The organism is Micromonospora inaquosa, from assembly GCF_003857055.1.
Taxonomy (GTDB): Bacteria; Actinomycetota; Actinomycetes; order Mycobacteriales; family Micromonosporaceae; genus Micromonospora; species Micromonospora inaquosa.
The window spans coordinates 1-21,888 of the sequence record NZ_QGSZ01000305.1 but is presented as its reverse complement, the minus strand read 5'-3'; the positions used below and the strand labels follow the sequence as shown (position 1 = coordinate 21,888).

Below are 21,888 nucleotides of genomic sequence, written 5' to 3'. Positions count from 1 at the left end.
GGGTGGTGGTGGGCGGCGGGGTCGTGCCGTCGGGCGCGACGGCACGGCCGGTGGACGCCGAGATCATGCCGGGGCACAGGTTGCGGCTGGTCAGGTTGGCCATGATCTGGGGGATGGCGTCGCGGGTGTTCTGGATCCCGTCGTGCATCAGGATGACCTGACCGGCTTGGAGCCGGCTCGCGTTGGACACGATCTGACTGACGCTGGCGCCGTTCCAGTCCTGGGAGTCCACGTCCCAGATCACCTGGCGCATGCCGAGTGACGACGCGACGGACTGCAGGGTGGAGTTGGTCTCGCCGTAGGGCGGCCGGAACAGCGTCGGTCGGCTGCCGGTCGCCGACTGGATCGCCGAGCTGGTCTGGGACAGGTCCGACTGCATCTGGGCCTGGGACATCGAGGTCATGTGGGCGTGGTTCCAACTGTGGTTGGCGACCCACATGCCGGCAGCGACCTGGGCCTGCGCGGCCGACCGGTTGTTCTGGACGTTCTGCCCGACGTTGAACATCGTGGCCCGGACGCCGTTGGCGCGCAGCACGTTCAGCAGGGCGCTGGTGTTGCCGGTCGGACCGTCGTCGAAGGTGAGGCCGACGTAACCGTTGCAGGTGGCGGCGCTCGACGGGGTCGAGGTGGCCGCGAGGACGACACCGCACATGGCGACCGCGGTGGCGAGGACGGCGAGCGCCGCGCGCAACCGCCTGGACCACAGCGCCGTGCGGGGGAAGAGCCTGCTCATCTGGTGCCCCTTCGCGCAGACCCGGACGCGCCCTGGGTGCGGGCGGCGCAGTCCGGACAGGTGTGGATGAGTGGTAGGTGGAGCCGGAGCCACAGCGACGTCGATCGCATCGATCTCAGTGGATCGGAGTATTACAGCGAGAATTCCAACGCGTCAACAAGTTCCGGAACATCCTCGGAACACATCAGTGGCGCGGTCGGGGCTTGGCCAGGCAAGCCTTGGCGGGAGGTCAGCTCCCGTGGCATCTCGACCCTGGGTAGCGATGGGACTGAACGCGAGGAGATCCGGAAAGTGACTGGAAATACCGCTCCCTCGCCGGGTCCACCGCCAGAGCCGGATCGGCGCCGAATAGTAAAGAGTGTGAACAGAAGATGTTACAGTCATCCCGGTCGATGTCCGTCCGGGTTTCGGCCAGTGAGGTCCCAGGAAGGAGTGCTCACATGACAAGACTGCGCGCGCTGGTCGCGCTGGTGGCACTGATCGTCGCCGGCGGACTGGTGGCGGTCATCCCGGCCACCGCCGCGTCGGCGGCGGCCTGCTCGGCATCATGGCAGGCCTCGGCCGTCTACTGGGGAGACGCCCAGGTCTCCCACAACGGCCGCAACTACCGGGCGAAGTGGTGGACCCAGAACGAAGCGCCGCCGGGCACGACCGGCGTCTGGGAGGACCTCGGAGCGTGCGGAGGAGGCACCACGCCACCCACCGGGGGGACCTGCACCTACCCGAACTGGACCGCCGGAACCTGGTACGCCACCGGGGCGATCGTGCGGTACACCAACGGTCTCTACTACATCGCCGAGCACGACAATCCCGGATACGACCCCATCATCAGCACCTGGTACTGGGAGCCCTACACCTGCGGCGGCCAACCCCCGACCACCCCGCCGCCCACCAACCCGGGCGGCTTCGTGGTGACCGAAGCCCAGTTCAACCAGATGTTCCCAGGTCGCAACTCGTTCTACACGTACTCCGGACTCGTCGCCGCGCTCAGCGCCTACCCGGCGTTCTCGCGCACCGGCAGTGCCACCGTCCAGCGGCAGGAGGCCGCGGCCTTCCTGGCGAACGTGTACCACGAGACCGGCGGGCTCGTGCACATCGTCGAGCAGAACACCGCCAACTACCCGCACTACTGCGACCCCGGCCAGCCGTACGGCTGCCCCGCCGGCCAGGCCGCCTACTACGGGCGCGGGCCGATCCAGCTCAGTTGGAACTTCAACTACAACGCCGCTGGTAACGCCCTCAACCTGCCGCTGCTGACCAACCCGTGGCTGGTGCAGACCGACGCCGCGGTGGCCTGGAAGACCGGTATCTGGTACTGGATGACCCAGAACGGGCCGGGCACCATGACCGCCCACAACGCGATGGTCAACGGCGCCGGGTTCGGAGAGACGATCCGCAGCATCAACGGCTCGATCGAGTGCAACAACGGAAACCCCGCCCAGGTGCAGAGTCGCGTCACCAGGTACCAGCAGTTCGTCGGCATCCTCGGCGTGTCCGCCGGAGCCAACCTCTACTGCTGATTCGTGGCCGGGCCTCGGCGTACGTCGTCGGACGGAGTCGAGGCCCGGCACCCCGGCCGTCGGGCCCGGCGAGGGCGGTGGTCGTTTCGATGCGATCAACCCGTTGACACGGCCGGGCTGCGCCCGGAACTATCAGCGGCGGTCCACTGCCCCGATCTCGTTGCTCGCGAACTCCTATGACAACGATGTCAGGGCCGGATCGGCTTCAGTCCACACTGCCCAGACGTTCGACGTACTCGACCCGTTCGAGTCGAAAGGCCCCGTCCCTCATGACGCACATACCACTTGCGCGCGCCCGCTCACCCCGACTGATCGCGGCGACGACAGCCGCCCTGCTACCGCTGGGCCTGCTCGTCGCCGCGCCCCTAGCCAACGCCGCGACCCCGGCAACGCCGGGCAACTTCACCTCCTCGTTCGAGCCCGCCGACCCGCAGCCCGCCACCAGCACGGTGGAGATCGGCGCGAACGGAAAGCCGGTCCAGGGCAACCTGAGCGGCAATGTCTCCACGCTGCCCGGCAGCCAGCTCGGCCAGGTCACCGCCGTGACCGCGAGCGACGAGCACCTGCCGAAAGAAATCGCCGCGAACCTCAAGGACGAGCAGCCGTCGACCAAGTGGCTCACCTTCGCGAAGACCGGCTGGGTGACCTACCAGCTCGCCAAGCCGACGACTGTGGTGCGCTACTCGCTGACCGCCGCCAACGACGCGCCGGGGCGAGACCCCAAGGACTTCGTCATCCAGGGGTCGAACGACGGCAGCACCTGGACCGATCTGGACAAGCGCACCGGCGAGAAGTTCAGCGGGCGCTTCGCGACGAACAAGTACAGCTTCACCAACACCACCGCCTACGGCTTCTACCGGCTGAACGTCACCGCCAACTCCGGTGACACGATCGTGCAGCTCGGCGACTGGAACATCAGCGACGGCTCGGATGTCCGCCCGCCGACCACGACCATGGTCAGCGTGGTTACCGCCGGACCGTACGGCGGGTACACCACGAAGCCGGACGCCGGTTTCACCGGGCTGGCCGCGCTACGGTACGCCGGCGGCGCCCTGGCCAGTGGCCGCTCGTACGGGACCAACAAGCTCTTCGACGTCAATATCCCGGTCGGGCCGAAGACCCGACTGTCGTACAAGATCTTCCCTGAGTTCACCGATGGGGACGGCCAGTACCCGTCCACCTACGCCGCGCTCGACCTGCACTTCACCGACGGCAGCTACCTGAGTGGGCGCTCACCCGTCGACCAGCACGGCAACCTGCTCACCGGCCCCGGTCAGGCTGCCTCGAAGGCACTCTTCGCCGACCAGTGGAACCTGGTGCAGGCCGACCTCGGCACCATCGCGCGCGGCAAGACGATCGACCGCATCCTGCTCGCGTACGACAACCCCAAGGCCACCGGGGAGCTCCGCTTCCAGGGCTGGCTCGACGATGTCGAGGTGGAAGGGTCCCCGACGCCGATCGACGGCTCGAAGCTGACCAACTACGTCGACACCCGCCGCGGCACCAACTCGACGGCCGGTTTCTCGCGCGGCAACAACCTGCCGATCAGCGCAGTGCCGAACGGCTTCAACTTCTTCACCCCGGTGACCGACGCGGACTCCGACTCCTGGGAGTACGAGTACCACCGGATCAACAACGCGGACAACCTGCCGATGCTCCAGGGTCTCGCGATCTCCCACGAGCCGAGCCCGTGGATGGGTGACCGCAACCAGATGTCGGTCATGCCGGTCGTCGGCGACGGGTCACTCAACGGTGATCCCGCGAGCCGCGCGCTCGCCTTCAGCCACGACGACGAGACGGCGCAGCCGGACCTCTACCGGGTGAAGCTGCAGAACGGCCTGATCGCCGAGATGTCGCCCACCGACCACGCCGGCATCATGCGGTTCACCTTCCCCGCCGGGCAGGCGACCGGAAGCCTCGTCTTCCACAACGGCACCTTCACCATCGGCGCGGACGGCACGTTCACCGGCTGGGTCGACAACGCGAGCGGCCTGTCGGCCGGTCAGACGCGGATGTTCGTGTCCGGCGCGTTCGACCGGGCGCCGACGGCGAGCGCCGCGACGTCCGCCACCTTCGACGTCACCAAGAGCCGGGAGGTGACGATGCGTCTCGCGACGTCGTTCCTCTCCGTCGACCAGGCGCGCAAGAACCTCGACCTGGAGGCCACCGGCAAGAGCTTCGACCAGATCCACGCCGCCGCCACCGCCGCGTGGAAGGACCGGCTCGGCCGGGTCGAGGTGCGGGGCGCCACCGAGGCGCAGCTGGTCTCGATGTACTCGAACCTGTACCGGCTGAACCTCTACCCGAACTCGCAGTCGGAGAACACCGGCACCGCCGCCGCGCCGCGCTGGCAGTACGCGAGCCCGGTCTCGGCCCCGACCGGCGCGTCGACCCCCACCACGACCGGTGCGAAGATCGTCGACGGGCAGATCTACGTCAACAACGGCTTCTGGGACACCTACCGCACCGTGTGGCCCGCCTACGCGCTGCTCTACCCGGACATCGCCGCCAAGATCTCCGACGGCTTCGTCCAGCACTACCGCGACGGCGGCTGGATCGCCCGCTGGTCGTCGCCCGGCTACTCCGACCTGATGACCGGCACCAGCGCCAACGTGGCTCTGGCCCAGGCGTACCTCTCCGGCGTCAAGCTGCCCGACCCGCTCGCGGCGTACAACGCCGCCGTCAAGGACGCGACAGTCGCGTCCGGGCGCAGCGAGGTCGGCCGCAAGGGCATCGAGAGCTCCCTGTTCCTCGGCTACACGCCGACCTCCACGTCGGAGTCGGTGTCGTGGGCGTTGGAGGGCTACATCAACGACTACGGCATCGGCAACATGGGTGCGGCCCTCGCCAAGGACCCGGCCACGCCGAAGTCGGAGCGCGCCCGGCTCAAGGAGGAGTCGCGCTACTTCCTGGAGCGTGCCCGCAACTACGTCCACCTGTTCGACTCGAAGACGAAGCTCTTCCAGGGCCGCGACGCCGCTGGCACCTTCCGTGCCGACGACCCGCTGGACTGGGGTGGCGTCTACACCGAGACGAACGGGTGGAACTTCGCCTTCACCGCCCAGCAGGACGGTCAGGGCCTGGCCAACCTGGTCGGTGGGCAGAAGGCGTTGCGGGACAAGCTCGACACCTACTTCTCCACCCCGGAGAACGCCGACCGCCCCGGCGGCTACGGCGGCGTCATCCACGAGATGGTCGAAGCCCGCGCGGTGCGGATGGGTCAGCTCGGCATGAGCAACCAGCCGTCGCACCACATCCCGTACATGTACAACTTCGCCGGCGCGCCGGCGAAGACCCAGGCGGCGGTCCGGGAGATCCTGCGGCGCCTCTACGTCGGCAGCGAGATCGGCCAGGGCTACCTGGGCGACGAGGACAACGGCGAGATGTCGTCGTGGTACGTCCTCAGCTCGCTGGGCATCTACCCGCTGCAGGCCGGGTCGTCCGAGTGGACCATCGGCTCTCCGCAGTTCACCAAGATGACCGTGCACCGCAGCACCGGCGACATCGTCGTCAACGCGCCGAACAACAGCGTCGCGAACGTCTACGTGCAGGACGTCAAGGTCAACGGCAAGAAGCAGCGCGGCCTCTCCCTGGACGTTTCCGCGTTCGCCAAGGGCGGCACCATCGACTTCCAGATGGGCCCGAAGCCGTCGTCGTGGGGCAGCGGCAAGAACGACGCGCCGCCGTCGCTGACCAAGGGCAACGAGGCGCCGAAGCCGTTGCAGGACGTCACCGGCCCCGGTCTCGGCACCGCTACCGCCACCGGCGGTCAGGACGCGTCGAAGCTCTTCGACGACTCGTCCACCTCGCAGCTGACCTTCACCTCGGCGACCCCGCAGATCACCTGGGCCTTCCGTGGTGGCAAGCAGAAGCCGAAGTACTACACCGTCACGTCCGGCGCCGCTGCGGGCGATCCTGCGGACTGGCGCCTCCAGGGCTCCAACGACGGCCTCACCTGGACCACTGTGGATGCCCGCAACGACCAGGTGTTCCCGTGGCGCAACCAGACCCGCCCGTACTCGATCGACAAGCCGGGACGGTTCGCGCAGTTCCGCCTCGCCGTGACGAAGACCGTCGGTGCCGCGCAGACCAACCTCGCCGAGGTGGAACTGCTCGCCGGGGGTGACCTCGACCTCGGGGGCGGCGACATCACTGTCACCGCCGCGGAGAGTGTGCGCGCGAGCGCCGGCGTACCCGTCTCGATGCCGCTGGGCACCGTCACCGGCGGCGACGCCAGTGGCTACCAGGCCACGATCGACTGGGGTGACGGCACGCCGGTCACCGCGGGCACCGTGACGTTGAGCTCGCGGGCCGTCTACCGCATCGGTGGGTCGCACACCTACGCCACGCCGGGCTACCACCAGGCGAACGTCACGGTGACCGACGGCGAGAGCCAGAGCGCCGCGACGGTCGGCGTCGAGGTGGCGTACGCCCCGTCCTCCGGTATCACCGCCGCGTTCGACAACGTCTGCATCGGTGACGAAGGGGTCCTCGCGGCAGACTGTGACGCCAAGTCGTGGGCGTACTCGCGGGCCGCCCTGGCGGCGGGCGGTACGACCCAGGGTCAGCCGCAGCAGGTTCCCGGAACCGCGCTGCGGTACACCCTGCCGGTGATCCCGGCCGGGCTGCCGGACAACGCCACCGGTAACGGGGCGACCGTCGTTCTCGACCTTCCGGAGGACGCGAAGAGCATCTCGTTCATCGGCTCCGGAACGCAGGGCAACCAGAGCACCACCGGGACGGCGACGTTCAGCGACGGCAGCACGGCCAGCATTCCGATCCAGTTCAGCGACTGGACGCTGGGCGGCAACGCCAACGGCACCCCGTCCTACGGCAACGTCATCGTCGCCCGGACGGCGTACCGCCTGCAGGGCATGAGCCGGGACGGCGCCCAGCCGTTCCTGTTCGCCACCGCGCCGTACCAGATTCCGGCGGGCAAGACGCTGGTGTCGGTGACCCTGCCGACGCAGACCGGCGATCCTCGCTCGGCGGGTCGGATCCACGTGTTCGCCGTGGCCAACGACGGCACGCCCGCCCCGGCGCTGGCGACCGTCGCCGGCAAGAACCAGACCGCCACCGCCGGGCAGGCCCTCGCGGCGAACCTCGGTTCGGTGACCGGCGGCGTTCCCGGTACGACGGGCTACCGGGCCCGCGTCCAGTGGGGTGACGGCACGGCTCCGGACGACGTGACGATCAGCGCGTCCGGTGCCATGACCGGTCAGCACACCTACGCACGGGAGGGCACCTACACGGTGCGGGTCACCGCGTGGGACACGTTGTCGAGCAGCGCCGAGTCCTTCACTGTGACAGTGGCCCGGGGCGGATCGCAGCCGGCGATCGCGTTGTCCGCGTCCGGCACCGTCAGCACCGGTGGCGCGATCACCGTCGACGGCAGCGGCTTCGCCGCCGGCGAGCAGGTGACCGTCAGCGTCGGCACCGACCCGGGCCGGACCACGAAGGTCGCGGCCTCCGCGACCGGAACGGTTCGCGCCTCGGTGCCGACCTCCGGTGACGCACAGCCCGGCCGGTACGCCGTCACCGCGACGGGCGCGTCCTCGCGTACGCCGGCCACGGCCACCGTTCAGGTGACCGAGCAGGCGCCGGCGCGGACCTACCGGCCACGGGTGGCGCTACTGACCACCTCCGGGCCGCGCGGCACGTCGATCATGGTCGACGGTTCCGGGTTCGTTCCGAACGAGGCGGTCACGATCACCTTCGGTAACGGGCTCGCGGTCAGCACCGTGCGGGCCAACGGTGACGGCGTCATCTCTGGCGCGACGGTCAGCGTTCCGGGTGCGGCGAAGGCGGGCGCGACCAGCGTCACGCTGAACGGCGCCACGTCGGCGACGAAGGTGTCCCGACCGTTCACCGTCACCGGCTAGCACCGATCCGGGGACAGTACAACCGCGTGGGGCGGGCCGTGTTCACGGCTCGCCCCACGCGCCTGTCGCGCAACCCACTGTTAGCGTCGTCTGCCATGGCCGATCACGCGCTGCTCGCCTCGGGGCGCGACGCCGACGTCTACGTGCTCGACGAGTCGCGGGTGCTGCGCCGCTACCGCCAGGGCGGGGACAGCGCGCCCGAGGCGGCGTTGATGGCGTACGTCGCGGCGGCCGGCTACCCGGTGCCCGTGGTGTACGACGCCCAAGGGCCCGACCTGGTGCTCGAACGCCTCGACGGCGAGACTCTCCTGGCGTCGATGCTCACCGGGCGTACCGGCATCGGCGCGGCCGCCGACCTGCTCGTGGGCCTGCACGACCGCCTCCACACAGTGCCGGCTCGGGTCAGCCCCGACCCGGCGGACCGCGTCCTGCACCTCGACCTGCACCCACAGAACGTCATGGTGACCTCGCGCGGGCCGGTGGTAATCGATTGGCGCAACGCGACCGAGGGGCCGGCCGACCTGGACGTGGCCATGACCGCTCTCATCCTCGCCGAGGTGGCGGTCAGTCCGGACCCGCACCTCGCCGATCTTGCTCGGGAGGGCCTCGATGCCTTTCAGCGATGCGCCGAGCCGCCCCGGGCCAGCCAACTACGGCGTGCGGTGGGTCTGCGCCGGGTCGATCCCGCGCTGTCCGCCGTCGAGAAGTCCGTCCTGGGTCGCGCCGCGGCACTGGTACACACCCGCGTGGGCTGAGGCAGAGCCGAGCGCCCAGTCGGGCTCAGCGCGGTGGCAGCAGTGCGTCGACCAGGTCGCGCAGCGGCCCGACCAGGTCCTGTTCGGTGGCGGAACTGAGCGGTTCCAGCCGGATCGACGACCGCAGCACCGCGACCCCGATGCCGGCGGCGAGGGCCAGCTGGGCGCGGAGGAGGATCTGTTCGCTGCCCGGTTCGCCGGGACGCCACCCGCGAGCCGCCGCCAGTTGTTCGCTGGAACGGACCAGGACGCCGCGCCGGATCTCGTCGGCCCCCGCGTCCCCGGATGACCGCAACAGCAGTGCGAGCTGGCTCGACAGACCCGTCGCGCCGAGGTCGGCGATGTGTCGGGCGATGGCCTCGGGCACCCGGTCGGCGGGCGTCTGACCGGTGGTTCGGCGCAGCTCGTCGCCGGCGGCCCGCAGGCACGCCTCGAACAGGCCTTCCTTGGACGTGAAGTAGCGGCTGATGAGCGCCACGTTGACGCCCGCGTCGTCGGCGATGTCCCGGACGGTGGTGGCCGCGTAGCCGTCCCGGGCGAAGCGCTGGCGGGCGGCGTCGAGCAGCAGCTGTCGTGTCTCGGCCGCGTCCCGCCGCCGACGCTGGGCCGGTTCGTCGGCGGTGCTGCTGGTCGCGGGGACAGGCGGTTCTGCTGTCACGACGCGTCCTCTCTGTCGCTCTGGTTCGGCGTCGGTATGTAACAAGTAAACATATGTTGACTTTCCCGTCGACCGCAACGTCCGGTGCGGCTCGAGGGTGACGTAAACGACTGTTGACATGGGTCCCGGGCTGCGCATACTGACTAAGTCAGCAAACGTTTACATCTAGTTCGGGGATTCCATGACCCACACCATCGAGGAGTCGACCCGCCTCGGCTCCGCGTCCGGCGCCGCCCCACGCGCCAACAGCGCCCTTCTGGTGCTGTACCTGTCGCTGGGCGGCCTGGCGTTCGCGGTGCTGCAGTCGCTGGTGGCGCCCGCGCTGTCCACCATCGGAAGGGACCTGGACGCCTCGACCGGCGAGATCAGCTGGGTGCTCACCGCGTACCTGTTGGCAGCCTCCGTGCTGACGCCGATTCTCGGCCGCCTCGGTGACATGGTCGGCAAACGTCGGGTCCTGATCGGCGTCCTCGTGGCCCTCGCCGCGGGCACCCTGCTCGCCGCCCTGGCTCCCAACCTGACCGTGCTGATCGTCGCGCGGGCACTGCAGGGAGCCGCCGGGGCGATTCTGCCGCTGTCGATCGGCATCGTCCGCGACCAACTGCCTCGGGAGAAGGTCGGCGTCACCGTCGGCCTGCTGTCGGCGATCTTCGGTGTCGGCGCCGGCGTCGGCATCGTGGCCGCGGGCCCGATCGTGGAGCACCTGTCGTGGCACTGGCTGTTCTGGCTGCCGCTGGTCCTCGTCGTCATCGCGCTGCTCGGAGCCATCTTCGGGATGCCCGAGTCGCGGGTGCGCACGCCCGGTCGGCTCGACATGCTCGGCGCGGCCATCCTGTCGGTGTCGCTGGTCTCGCTGCTGCTGGCCGTGAGCAAGGGGCAGGGCTGGGGCTGGACCGAGCCGAAGACCATCGGCCTGTTCGTGCTCGGTGTGGTCGCGATGATCGTGTTCGTCCGGGTCGAGCTTCGGGTACGCGAGCCGCTCATCGACATGCGCCTGATGCGGATTCGCGGCGTCTGGGCCACCGACCTCGTCGCCCTGATCCTCGGCTTCGCGATGTTCGGGACGTTCGTGCTCATACCGACCCTGCTCCAACTTCCCGCCGCCACCGGGTACGGATTCGGCAAGACGGTGTCCCAGGCGGGCCTCTTCCTGCTGCCCACCGTCCTGATGATGGTGGTCTTCGGTCCCCTCGCGGGCCTGCTGGACCGGCGCTTCGGCCCCAAGGTTCCGATGTTCCTCGGCACGGTCGCGGTCGTCGTCGCATTCGCGCTGCCGGCACTCGCTCACGGCGCGACCTGGCAGGTGCTGCTCTCCGGGGTGCTCACCGGCGCCGGTATCGGCCTGGCGTTCGCGGCGATGTCCAACGCCATCATCGAGAGCGTCCCGGCCGGGCAGACCGGCGAGGCGAGCGGCGTCAACACCATCGCGCGCACCATCGGCAGCAGCATCGGCGCGGCGGTCGTCGCGGCCGTCATCACGTCGAACAGCACCGCTGCGGGGCTGCCCACCGACGCGGCGTTCACCGCCGGCTTCTGGGTGTGTGCGGGCGTTGCCGTGCTGGCCGTCTTCGCGGCACTCGCCCTACCCGCGGCGCGTCGGCGCCACGAACAGGCCGTCGCCGCGGGTGTCGACGACCTTCCGGCCGAGCCGGTCGAGTTGCACCTGCCCCGCCGGCACCACTGAACAGCCGGCTGACAGTCGCCCAAACCGCGCGGGCCGTGTCCACTCTGGTGGGCACGGCCCGCGCCGTCGGGATGAGGTAAACCCGTCGTCCGTGCCAGGTGCGATGAGTCGGGGATTCGTCAGACCAAAAGGTGACGCAGCCAGAAGGCGGCAGCGGCGCGCGTTCCGGGACTCATCAACAGTCTGTTACCGCTAACATGGTCAATCTGCCAGATCGGCTGTGTGGCTCCGGGTCGACCCGGAGGGGTTCGATCAGTGGCTGGGCGGGGTGTCGGGTGAACGTGAACGCGTCGGGGCGGGTCCGGTGACGGCCGGCGACGCCGCGCGGCGACCCGGCATCGTCGACGCGCATCATCACCTCTGGGTTCGGGCGCGGCACCCGCAGCCCTGGATCGATCCGCACACCATGGCGGCGATCGACCACGACTTCACGCCGGTCGGACTCGCCCCGGTGACCCGGGCCGCCGGGGTGACCCAGACCGTGGTCGTGCAGTCCGTCGCCGTCCGGTCGGAGACGCCCGAGCTGCTCGGCATCGCGGCCGACGACCCCCTCGTCGCCGGGGTCGTCGGTTGGGTCGACCTCACCGCCGCCGATGTCGGTCGTCGCCTCGACCGACTACGGAAGGCGCGGGGCGGCGAACGGCTGGTCGGGATCCGCCACCTTGTCCAGTCCGAGCCCGACCCGACCTATCTCGACCGTCCCGACGTGCGGCGGGGCGTCGTCGCGGTCGGCGCCGCCGGTCTCGCCTTCGACCTCCTGGTGCGTCCGCACCAGCTGCCGGCGGCCACCCGGCTCGTCCGTGACCTGCCGCAGGTGCGGTTCGTCCTCGACCACCTCGGCAAGCCCTCGCTCGGGCGATCCGATCTCGGTGACTGGCGCCGCGACCTACGGGCGCTCGCGGCCGAGCCCAACACGACGGCGAAGCTCTCCGGCCTGGTGACCGAGGTGGAGGGTGCGTCCTGGACGGCAGCGGACCTACGGCCCGCTGTCGAGCACGCCCTCGACGTGTTCGGGCCGGAGCGGCTGATGTTCGGCTCGGACTGGCCGGTGTGCCTGCTCGTCACCTCGTACTCCCGCTGGGTCACTGTCCTCGCAGACCTGTTGGCCTCGCTGTCCGACGACGAGCGGGCGGCGATCTGGCGGCAGACGGCCGCGCGCGCGTACCGGCTGGTCCTTTCCTGAGGCGCCAGCGGGTTCCGAACTGGGGACATAGCATGTTATCGATAACATGCTAGTGGCGGCGGTCGGTGTCGGTTGGTCAGACCTATGTCTCCGGTGGTGCAGGTAACGATGGCAAAACATGCCGGCAAGACCTTGGCAACATACATGAATGCGTGGCAAGGTAACGCCTGATCGTGGGAAACATCCGACCTATCTCTGCGGTTGTGCGGGCACCTGACCGCACTGACAGCTGAGTGGGTCGGTCGCTCACAGGCGTTCGGCTCGTCGGCGGGTCCCCGTCGGGTGCCGGCACCACGCATGGGGAAGGTCAGGTCCGACGATGAGTAGCGTCGAGGCAACCGTCGGCACGCAGCGCGGCGAGCTCAGCGACTGGTTCCGGGAACGGATCTCCCACGCCGTCTCCGAGTTCACCGCCGCGACCGCCCTGGTCGTCCTGTTCATCGCCTTGACCTTCGCGAGTCCCTACTTCCTGACTGCGGACAACCTCTTCAACATCGGGGCGCAGACGGCGGTGATCGCCATCATCGCCACCGCCCAGACGATGGTCATCATCACGAAGGGCATCGACCTGTCCGTGGGGTCGGTCGCCGCGCTCGCAGGCGTGGTGGGCGCGATGGTGGTGCGCGACCTCGGCTTCTCGATCTGGGCGGCCACGGCGGTCGCGATCGGCGTCGGCGCGCTGGCCGGGTTGTTGAACGGGCTGCTGGTGACGGTTGCCCGGATCCCGCCGTTCATCGCGACGCTGGGGACGATGTCCGTGGGCCGCGGCCTCGTCTTCATCATCACCGGAGCGGTCGGCGTCTACGGCCTGCCCCGATCCTTTCAACTGCTCGGCAACGGGGAGATCCTCGGCATTCCGTTCGCCGTGGTGATCACCATCCTGGTCGCCGTCGGGGTCGCCTTCCTGCTCTCCCAGACCCGCTTCGGTCAGTACACCTACGCGATGGGCTCCAACCTGGAGGCGGCCCGCCGCTCCGGCATCCGGGTGGGGCGGCACCTGACCGGGGTGTACGTGCTGGCCGGTGTGCTGGTCGGGCTGGGCGGCATGATCGCCGCGTCCCGGGTCAACTCCGGCCAGCCCAACTACGGCATCTCGCTGGAGCTCGACGTCATCGCCGCCGCGGTCATCGGCGGAGCCAGCCTGTTCGGCGGGCAGGGCCGGATCGTCGGCACCATCATCGGCGCGTTCCTGATCGCCCTGGTACGCAACGGCGCCGTCCTGCTCGACATCAGCATCCACTACCAGCAGGTGATCGTCGGCCTGATCATCTGGGCCGCCGTCTACTTCGACCAGTACCGCCGCCGGCGGCTGGAATCACGGGGTTGACATGCCATTCCGAGAGTCCGAACGAGGAAGGACACACACCATGGCACACACCACCACCAGCCGGCGGACGCGAGGACCACTCCTGCGCGCGCAGGCGATCCTGGCCGCGGTCGCGGCGACCGCACTGCTCAGCGCCTGCGGCGGGGTCGAGGTCCGAGACGGCGGCGACGGCGCGACCAAGGACGCGAGCGGTCCGTTGAAGCTCGCCGTCGTACCCAAGGCGGTCGGGGCCGACTACTGGAACACGGTCAAGGCCGGCGCGGAGTGCGCCGCGCAGCGCGCCGGGGACGTCACCGTCCAGTGGGACGGGGTGACCACCGAGACCGACGTCGAGGGCCAGGTCAACCTGATCCAGAACTTCGTCACCAAGAAGGTCGACGGCATCGTCTACGCGGCGACCGACTCCAGCGCGCTGGCGCCAGCGACCGACCAGGCGCTCGGCGCGAACATCCCGGTCGCCATGATCGACTCTGGCACCAGCCCGCAGCCGTCGTCGGTGCCCCTCTTCGCCACCGACAACCGTGCGTCGGCAACCGAGGCGGCGAAGCTCCTCGCCACCGAACTCGGCCCCGGCGACCACGAGGTGGCGCTCGTCGAGTTCCAGCCCGGATCGCAGACCAACACCGAGCGGGTCGACGGCTTCAAGGCCGGCCTCGCCCAGTACCCCAACCTGAAGTTGGTCGGCCAGCAACCGAGCCGCAGTGACGTCAACGAGGCCCGACGGGTCACCGAGAACATCCTCACCGCCAACCCCAAGCTGGCCGGCGTCTTCGCGGCCAACGAGCCGAGCGTGCTCGGAGCCGCCCAGGCCATCCAGGCCGCCGGCAAGTCCGGCAAGGTGGTCATCATCGGCTGGGACGCGGCCCCGGACGAGATCGCCGGGGTGCGCAACGGCCAGATCTCGGCGCTGGTCGTGCAGAACCCGTTCAAGATGGGCTACTTCGGCGTCGACAAGATGGTCAAGCACCTTCGGGACAAGGCGCCGCTGGCATCGGCCGACACCGGCGTCACGTTCGTCACCAAGGAGAACATCGACTCGGCGGAGATCAAGGCGGTGCTCGAACCCAGCTGCGCCAACCCGCCGGTGCAGTGATGGGCGGCATCCCAACGGCCATCGCCGACAACGATCAGCAACCCGTCGACGATGAACCGCCGGTCCTTGAGGCCCGCGGCATCGTCAAGCGGTTCGGGCACGTCGAGGCGTTGCGTGGTGCGGACTTCACGGTACGACGGGGTGAGGTCGTCGCTTTGATCGGTGACAACGGTGCCGGAAAGAGCACCTTGATCAAGACCCTGTCCGGTGTGCACCCGCCGGACGAGGGCGAGATCCGAATCGGCGGCCGTCCGGTCCAGTTCTCCTCCCCGGTCGACGCCCGACGGGCGGGGGTGGAGACCGTCTACCAGGATCTCGCCGTCGCCGACGACCTCAGCGTGGCCGCCAACCTGTATCTCGGCCGGGAGATCCTGCGCTCCGGACCACTCGGTCGGCTCGGGTTGTTGGACAAGCGCGCCATGCGGCAGGGCGCCGCCGCCGCCCTCGACGAGTTGGGCGTACGGATCCCTCGGGTCACCACCCCGATCGCGATGCTCTCGGGTGGGCAGCGCCAGTGCGTGGCGGTCGCCCGCGCCATCATCTGGGCGACCAACGTGGTCATCCTCGACGAGCCCACGGCGGCGCTGGGCGTGGTGCAGACCGGGCGGGTGCTCGACGTCGTTCGGCGTGCCCGCGACGCCGGCATGTCGGTGGTGTTGGTGAGCCACAACATGCCGCAGGTGCTCGACATCGCCGACCGGGTCGAGGTGCTGCGCCTCGGCCGTCGAGCCGCCCAACTACGCGCCGACGAGGTCACCACCGACGACCTGGTCGCGGCGATGACCGGCAGCACCAGCGTGGATCGGGACGAGCGGTGACGGCGGTACCGGCGAGCTTGAACACCGTTGAGTCGCGGCTGCGACTGCGGCTGAGCCCGTTGGGATTCGGTGCCGCGCAGGGCGGCAATCTCTACCGGGCGACGTCGGATGAGCAGTTCGCCGCGGCGGTGGACACCGCGTGGGCCGGCGGCATCCGATACTTCGACACCGCACCGCACTACGGGCTGGGCCTGTCCGAACGGCGGCTGGGTGCCGCCCTCCGCTCCCGCCCGCGCGGCGAGTACGTGGTGTCGACGAAGGTCGGCCGGCTGCTTGTCCCGTCGCCGACGACGGCTCACCGGCGGGATCCGGAGGGCTTCGACGTTCCCGCCGATCATCGCCGGGTCTGGGACTTCAGCCGGGACGGTGTGCGTCGTTCGTTGGAGGCGAGCCTTCGGCGCACCGGCCTGGACCGGATCGACGTGGTGTATCTACATGATCCGGACGAGCATTGGGAGCAGGCCGCGCGGGAGGCGGTCCCGGCGTTGGTGGAGCTGCGGGATCAGGGCGTGATCGGTGCGGTCGGGGCCGGCATGAACCAGTCCGCGATGCTGGCCCGCTTCGTGGCGGAGACCGACGTGGACGTGGTGATGTGCGCCGGCCGGTACACCCTGCTGGAGCAGGGCGCGTTGACCGACCTGCTGCCCGTCGCGCAGGCCCGCCACGTCGGTGTGGTGGTCGCCGGGGTCTACAACTCCGGGCTGCTGGCCCGGGACATGCCGCCGACCGATGCCGTCTACGACTACCAGCAGGCGCCGGCAGAGGTGATCGACCACGCCCGCCGGGTGGCGCGGGTCTGCCAGACGTACGGGGTCACGTTGCCCCAGGCGGCGTTGGCGTTCGTCCGGCGTCACCCGGCCGTGGTCTCGACGGTGGTCGGCATGCGGGACGAGGCCCAGGTGACCGAGACCCTTCGCCGATCCGACGTCGACGTCCCGGATCAGCTCTGGGTGGCTCTGTACGACGAGGGGCTGCTCGACGTGCAGCCGTGAGGATCGCCGGTCACGGCCGGGCCGTCTCGACGCTCGCGTCGGCCTCGTCGGGTAACCCCTGCAACGACTCCTCCACACCGATCAGGTGGTTGGCCATCCGGGTGCGGGCCCGCTCCGGGTCGCGCGCCACGAGGGCCTTCAGAATCGCCACATGTTCGTCATGGGTACGCAGGTCCGCGCCCTCCTCGTGCAGGCTCCGCCAGAGCCGGCCGCGGATGGTGCGCCCGGCGAAGGCTTCGATCAGGCCGACGAGCACCGGATTCTCGGCGTGCACCGCGATGATCCGGTGAAACGCTATGTCGATCTCCATGATCCGCTCGTGGTCCTGCGGCGACTGGCCGACCATCCGGGCCGCCTCGGCGAGCAGGTCACCCGCCTGGGCCAGGGCCTCGTCAGTGATCCTGGTCGCCGCCAGCCGGGCGGCCTCGCACTCCAGCAGCCGCCGAACGGTGTGGATGTGCCGTGGGTCGCCCTGACCCTGGAAGTCCACCACGAAACCCATCGGGGCCAGCAGTTGTGGCGCGTCGAGGTTGGTGACGTAGGTGCCGTCGCCCTGGCGGATGTTGACGATGCCGAGGATCGACAGGGCCGACATCCCCTCGCGCAGCGAGCCCCGCGAGACGCCGAGCGACTCCGCGAGGTCCTTCTCGATCGGCAATCGGTCTCCGGGCCTGAACTGCCCTTCGAGGATCATCCGTTTGATGCCGTTGACCACTTCGTCAGTGCGAGACATGATTCCCCTAGCGGCCGACGGGGGTGGCCTTCCCACCCGCGATCACGTACGCCTCCGGAGATGACACGGTAGTCGGGTCCGTCGCGGCCCAGTAGTGGCCGTCGGGAAACCGGTAGAGCGTGACCGACTCGGGACGCATCCGGGTGGAGTAACCGGGCTGGCTGGGCAGGACGTAACCGCTTCCCGAGCCGGTGTCGCGGATGACGCACGGGTCGGTGAAGTGCTCGTGCAGGTGGTCGACGAACTCGGTGACCCGGTTGGTGAGGTCCCCGGAGATCGCGACGTAGTCGAGCACCGACACATGTTGGACCATCTCGCACAGCCCGACGCCGCCGGCGTGTGGGCACACCGGGATGTCGAACTTCGCGGCGAGCAGCAACACGGCGACGATCTCGTTGATGCTGGCCAACCTGCCGGTGTCCAGCTGGCAGAAGTCGATGGCCTCGGCTTGGAACAGCTGCTTGAACATCACCCGGTTGTGGCAGTGCTCGCCGGTGGCGACGCCGATCGGAGCGACGGCACGGCGGATGGCGGCGTGGCCCAGGATGTCGTCGGGGCTGGTCGGCTCCTCGATCCAGAGCGGCTTGAACTGGGCGAGGGCCTTGACCCACTCGATGGCCTGGCCGACGTCCCACACCTGGTTGGCGTCGATCATCAGGTTGCGGTCCGGCCCGAGGATCTCCCGCGCGATGGCGCAGCGGCGGATGTCGTCATCGAGGTTGGCGCCAACCTTGAGCTTGACGTAGCCGTAGCCGGTGTCCACCGCCTCCTGGCACAGCCGGCGCAGCTTGTCGTCGCCGTAGCCGAGCCAGCCCGCCGAGGTGGTGTAGGCGGGGTAGCCGGTCCGATCGAGCTCGGCGAGGCGGACGGCCTTGGTGCCCTCCTTGGCCCGCAGGATGGCCAGTGCCTCGTCCCGGGTCAGCGCGTCGGACAGGTAACGCAGGTCCGCGATGTCGACGAGCTGCTCGGGGGACATGTCGACGAGCAGCCGCCACAGCGGCTTGTCGGCGACCCGGGCGGCCAGGTCCCACGACGCGTTCAACACGGCCGCCAGCGACAGGTGGACGACGCCCTTTTCCGGACCGAGCCACCGCAGCTGTGAGTCGGAGGTCAGGAGGCGGTAGACCGCGCCCATGTCCGCTGCCATCGTCGCCACGTCCAGGCCCACGAGGAGCTGGGCCTGGTGGACCGCCGCCGCCGCGACGATGTCGTTGCCTCGACCGATGGTGAAGGTCAGGCCGTGCCCCGCGAGCGGCGCGCCCGCGCCGTCGACGCCGTCGGTGTGCAGGACGACGTAGGCCGCCGAGTAGTCGCCGTCCTTGTTCATGGCGTCTGACCCGTCAGCGGTCAGGGAGGTGGGGAAGCGGACGTCTTCGACGGTGACGGCAGTGATCTGCGGCATGCGTTCCTCGCCCGGCTAGGCTAAAGATCAGATGATCACTGGGAGTATACGGACGGCTCCTCCGGCACGTCAACGTTGTCGATCACCATGGACCCGCAGACATATGATGTTTGCCGTCCGCTGCCTCCACGTTGCCGCCCACCGGGCACGTGGGTGGAGGCGACCGACCGGCGGGACTGGAGGCTCGGTCCCGCCCCGAGGGCATGGTGGCGGGGCGTTGGTCGACCCCGGTGGTGACGGTGGTCACCGAGCCGACCGCCGACACGCCCGAGACCGACATGTGGGGTGTGACAACGACTGTGTCCCTATATATGGTGTCGAGCGCAGCTGGTTCGACCGCTCATCCGACGCGGTCGAGGCAACAGGGAACCCGGTGCGAATCCGGGACTGTCCCGCAGCGGTGAGTGGGAACGACCGCCGTCATCAGCACTGGGCCACGAATCGGCCTGGGAAGCGACGGCCAGTAGGAGACCGGTGAACCCGGTCGTGCCCGCGAGTCCGAAGACCTGCCAGCGCGCCGCGTACCCGCACCCGGGTGGGCGGCGGTCCGAGGCCGCGTGGGACGGCTGACGCCACCTGACCCACGCCGGGCTGGCGTGGCGTCCGTCGGTGTCTGTCTCCTCGCGTCCGGGCCACCAGGTCTCGAACTCCGAGGAGCGAGTGGTGACAGTCACCGAGGTAGTCCCGGCCAGCGGCGACGCGACAGTGCGGCGCACGCCGATGCAGGTCCGCAAGCGCGACGGCGGCACCGAACCCGTGGACGTGAACAGAATCGTCCGGGCGGTCGAGCGGTGGGCCGACGACCTGACCGACGTCGACCCGATGCGGGTGGCCACCCGCACCATCAGCGGCCTCTACGACGGCGCGACGACTGCCGAACTGGACCGGCTCTCCATCCAGACCGCGGCCGAGATGATCGGTGAGGAGCCGCAGTACTCACGCCTCGCCGCCCGGCTGCTGGCCGGTTACGTCGACAAGGAGGTGCGCCGGCAGGGCGTCACCTCGTTCAGCGCGGCGATCCGGGTCGGCCACGCCGAGGGCCTGATCGGTGACGACACCGCCGCGTTCGTCGCCGCACACGCCACGACGCTCGACGCCGCCGTCGACCCGGACGGCGACCGCCGGTTCGAGTACTTCGGCCTGCGCACGGTGTACGACCGCTACCTGCTGCGCCACCCCACCAGCCGACTGGTGCTGGAGACCCCGCAGTACTGGCTGCTGCGGGTGGCCTGCGGCCTGTCCCGTACGGCGGACGAGGCGGTCGGTTTCTACCGGCTGATGTCCAGCCTGGCCTACCTGCCCAGCTCACCGACGTTGTTCAACTCCGGGACCCGGCACACCCAGATGTCCTCCTGCTACCTGGTCGACTCCCCGCTCGACGAGCTGGACTCGATCTATGCGCGGTACGCCCAGGTCGCCAACCTGTCCAAGTTCGCCGGCGGCATCGGCATCGCGTACTCCCGGGTCCGCTCCCGGGGAGCGCTGATTCGCGGAACCAACGGGCAGTCCAACGGGATCGTGCCGTGGCTGCGCACGCTGGACGCGAGCGTCGCCGCGGTCAACCAGGGCGGCCGGCGAAAGGGCGCGGCCTGCGTCTACCTGGAGCCGTGGCACCCGGACATCGAGGAGTTCCTGCAACTGCGGGACAACACCGGCGAGGACGCCCGGCGCACCCACAACCTCAACCTGGCCAACTGGATCCCGGACGAGTTCATGCGCCGGGTCGAGGCCGACGAGCTGTGGTCGCTGTTCGACCCGCACGAGGTGCCCGAGCTGCCCGACCTGTGGGGGGAGCGGTTCGACGCCGCGTACCGGCAGGCCGAGGCGCAGGGCCGCTACGTGCGGCAGGTCCCGGCGCGGGAACTGTACGGGAGGATGATGCGCACCCTCGCCCAGACCGGCAACGGGTGGATGACCTTCAAGGACGCCGCCAACCGCCTCTGCAACCAGACCGCCGAGCCGGGCAACGTGGTGCATCTATCCAACCTCTGCACCGAGATCGTCGAGGTGTCCAGCGACGCCGAGACCGCCGTGTGCAACCTCGGCTCGGTGAACCTCGCCGCCCACCTCGGCGACGGCGGCATCGACTGGGAGAGGCTGCGCGCCACGGTGCGGACCGCGGTGACCTTCCTCGACCGGGTCATCGACATCAACTACTACCCGACCGCGCAGGCGGCGGCGAGCAACCCCCGCTGGAGGCCGGTCGGGCTCGGGCTGATGGGGCTGCAGGACGTCTTCTTCGCCCTGCGACTGCCGTTCGACTCGCCGGCCGCTCGGGAGCTGTCCACCCGGATCAGCGAGGAGCTGTACCTGACCGCGCTGGAGACCTCCGCCGACCTGGCCCGCGACTTCGGCGCGCATCCGGCGTACCCGCAGACCCGGGCCGCGCGGGGCCAGCTCCAGCCCGACCTGTGGGGTGTCGAGGGTACGCAGACGGCACGCTGGGCCGCCCTGCGCGAGCGGGTCGAGGCGTACGGGTTGCGCAACTCGCTGCTGGTGGCGGTCGCGCCGACCGCGACCATCGCCTCGATCGCCGGGTGCTACGAGTGCGTCGAGCCGCAGGTGTCCAACCTGTTCAAGCGCGAAACCCTGTCGGGGGAGTTCCTCCAGGTCAACACCGCTCTGGTACGCGAGCTGAAGGCCCGCGGTCTGTGGACCGAGCGGATCCGTTCGGCGATCAAGCGGGCCGAGGGGTCGGTGCAGGACATCGCCGAGCTGCCGGCCGGCGTACGGGAGTTGTTCCGCACCGCGTGGGAGCTGCCGCAGCGGGCGCTGATCGACCTGGCCGCCGCCCGCGCCCCGTTCATCGACCAGTCCCAGTCGCTGAACCTGTTCCTGGCCGCGCCGACCATTGGCAAGCTCTCCTCGATGTACCTGTACGCCTGGAAGGCCGGGCTGAAGACCACCTACTACCTGCGCTCGCGCCCCGCCACGCGGATCCAGCAGGCCACCGTCAGCGCTGTCGCGCCCGTCGCCGTCGCACCCGTCGCACCCGTCGCCGTCGACGCGGAGGCGCTGGCCTGCTCGCTGGAGAACCCCGAGTCGTGCGAGGCCTGCCAGTGAACCCCGCCGACACCCGCGCCGCCGACACCCGCGCCGCCGACACCC

Annotated in this window: 14 protein-coding genes and 1 riboswitch; of the genes, 10 read left to right on the top strand and 4 right to left on the bottom strand. The window is 69.7% G+C overall.

The window, feature by feature from the left end; genetic code table 11:
- The coding region (locus DLJ59_RS27955; protein WP_124776123.1) for a polysaccharide deacetylase family protein at positions 1-733 on the bottom strand (733 nt) is incomplete at its 3' end.
- Between the two features lie 440 nt (positions 734-1,173).
- On the opposite strand from DLJ59_RS27955, the gene DLJ59_RS27950 reads away from it, so the two are divergent.
- The 3 genes from DLJ59_RS27950 (at position 1,174) to DLJ59_RS27940 (ending at position 8,890) form a co-directional block, all read left to right on the top strand.
- Positions 1,174-2,253, top strand: coding sequence for a glycoside hydrolase family 19 protein (locus DLJ59_RS27950; protein ID WP_124776121.1), 1,080 nt, complete (start codon positions 1,174-1,176; stop codon positions 2,251-2,253).
- A gap of 269 nt (positions 2,254-2,522) precedes the next feature.
- Entirely contained in the window at positions 2,523-8,135 is a 5,613-nt protein-coding gene (locus DLJ59_RS27945) for a GH92 family glycosyl hydrolase (RefSeq protein ID WP_124776119.1), read from the top strand.
- 95 nt (positions 8,136-8,230) lie between these two features.
- Positions 8,231-8,890: a phosphotransferase gene (locus tag DLJ59_RS27940; RefSeq protein WP_124776117.1), complete on the top strand. Its 660-nt coding sequence runs from the start codon at positions 8,231-8,233 to the stop codon at positions 8,888-8,890.
- A gap of 25 nt (positions 8,891-8,915) precedes the next feature.
- Here the strand turns inward: DLJ59_RS27940 and DLJ59_RS27935 are convergent, their stop codons facing one another.
- The gene (locus DLJ59_RS27935) at positions 8,916-9,548 is read right to left on the bottom strand and encodes a TetR family transcriptional regulator (protein WP_244236274.1); all 633 of its coding nucleotides are present in this window, start codon (positions 9,546-9,548) and stop codon (positions 8,916-8,918) included.
- Between the two features lie 181 nt (positions 9,549-9,729).
- Here DLJ59_RS27935 and DLJ59_RS27930 point away from each other — a divergent pair, with 181 nt between their 5' ends.
- The 6 genes from DLJ59_RS27930 to DLJ59_RS27905 all read left to right on the top strand — a co-directional run bounded on the left by DLJ59_RS27930 (position 9,730) and on the right by DLJ59_RS27905 (position 16,645).
- Positions 9,730-11,232 carry an MFS transporter gene (locus DLJ59_RS27930; RefSeq protein WP_124776115.1) on the top strand — a complete coding sequence of 501 codons (1,503 nt, stop codon included), beginning with the start codon at positions 9,730-9,732 and terminating at the stop codon, positions 11,230-11,232.
- 304 nt (positions 11,233-11,536) lie between these two features.
- Entirely contained in the window at positions 11,537-12,415 is an 879-nt protein-coding gene (locus DLJ59_RS27925) for an amidohydrolase family protein (protein ID WP_124776113.1), read from the top strand.
- Positions 12,416-12,734: 319 nt separating this feature from the next.
- Positions 12,735-13,742: an ABC transporter permease gene (locus DLJ59_RS27920; protein ID WP_124776111.1), complete on the top strand. Its 1,008-nt coding sequence runs from the start codon at positions 12,735-12,737 to the stop codon at positions 13,740-13,742.
- A 40-nt stretch (positions 13,743-13,782) separates the two neighbouring features.
- The gene (locus tag DLJ59_RS27915; RefSeq protein ID WP_124776109.1) at positions 13,783-14,835 is read left to right on the top strand and encodes an ABC transporter substrate-binding protein; all 1,053 of its coding nucleotides are present in this window, start codon (positions 13,783-13,785) and stop codon (positions 14,833-14,835) included.
- Positions 14,835-15,653 (top strand): ATP-binding cassette domain-containing protein, encoded by an 819-nt coding sequence (locus DLJ59_RS27910; protein WP_124776107.1) that lies wholly within the window; start codon positions 14,835-14,837, stop codon positions 15,651-15,653. Before DLJ59_RS27915 ends, DLJ59_RS27910 begins: the two co-directional genes overlap by 1 nt.
- Entirely contained in the window at positions 15,650-16,645 is a 996-nt protein-coding gene (locus DLJ59_RS27905; protein ID WP_244236273.1) for an aldo/keto reductase, read from the top strand. Before DLJ59_RS27910 ends, DLJ59_RS27905 begins: the two co-directional genes overlap by 4 nt.
- A gap of 10 nt (positions 16,646-16,655) precedes the next feature.
- On the opposite strand, the gene DLJ59_RS27900 is transcribed toward DLJ59_RS27905, so the two are convergent.
- Both DLJ59_RS27900 and DLJ59_RS27895 read right to left on the bottom strand, forming a co-directional pair.
- Positions 16,656-17,378 carry a FadR/GntR family transcriptional regulator gene (locus DLJ59_RS27900; protein WP_124776105.1) on the bottom strand — a complete coding sequence of 241 codons (723 nt, stop codon included), beginning with the start codon at positions 17,376-17,378 and terminating at the stop codon, positions 16,656-16,658.
- Positions 17,379-17,385: 7 nt separating this feature from the next.
- Entirely contained in the window at positions 17,386-18,780 is a 1,395-nt protein-coding gene (locus DLJ59_RS27895) for an enolase C-terminal domain-like protein (protein WP_124776103.1), read from the bottom strand.
- Between the two features lie 311 nt (positions 18,781-19,091).
- Positions 19,092-19,308, top strand: a riboswitch (cobalamin riboswitch).
- A 192-nt stretch (positions 19,309-19,500) separates the two neighbouring features.
- Here DLJ59_RS27895 and DLJ59_RS27890 point away from each other — a divergent pair.
- Positions 19,501-21,843, top strand: a complete 2,343-nt coding sequence (locus DLJ59_RS27890) for a ribonucleoside-diphosphate reductase subunit alpha (RefSeq protein ID WP_244236275.1) — start codon at positions 19,501-19,503, stop codon at positions 21,841-21,843.
- Positions 21,844-21,888 lie beyond the last annotated feature (45 nt).

Excerpts from the sequence above, each read along its gene's own strand:
- DLJ59_RS27910 (WP_124776107.1), top strand. The coding sequence starts at position 14,835 with ATGGGCGGCATCCCAACGGCCATCGCCGACAACGATCAGCAACCCGTC.
- DLJ59_RS27895 (WP_124776103.1), bottom strand. The coding sequence starts at position 18,780 with ATGCCGCAGATCACTGCCGTCACCGTCGAAGACGTCCGCTTCCCCACC.
- DLJ59_RS27920 (WP_124776111.1), top strand. The coding sequence starts at position 12,735 with ATGAGTAGCGTCGAGGCAACCGTCGGCACGCAGCGCGGCGAGCTCAGC.
- DLJ59_RS27900 (WP_124776105.1), bottom strand. The coding sequence starts at position 17,378 with ATGTCTCGCACTGACGAAGTGGTCAACGGCATCAAACGGATGATCCTC.
- DLJ59_RS27930 (WP_124776115.1), top strand. The coding sequence starts at position 9,730 with ATGACCCACACCATCGAGGAGTCGACCCGCCTCGGCTCCGCGTCCGGC.
- DLJ59_RS27890 (WP_244236275.1), top strand. The coding sequence starts at position 19,501 with ATGCAGGTCCGCAAGCGCGACGGCGGCACCGAACCCGTGGACGTGAAC.
- DLJ59_RS27915 (WP_124776109.1), top strand. The coding sequence starts at position 13,783 with ATGGCACACACCACCACCAGCCGGCGGACGCGAGGACCACTCCTGCGC.
- DLJ59_RS27950 (WP_124776121.1), top strand. The coding sequence starts at position 1,174 with ATGACAAGACTGCGCGCGCTGGTCGCGCTGGTGGCACTGATCGTCGCC.
- DLJ59_RS27940 (WP_124776117.1), top strand. The coding sequence starts at position 8,231 with ATGGCCGATCACGCGCTGCTCGCCTCGGGGCGCGACGCCGACGTCTAC.
- DLJ59_RS27945 (WP_124776119.1), top strand. The coding sequence starts at position 2,523 with ATGACGCACATACCACTTGCGCGCGCCCGCTCACCCCGACTGATCGCG.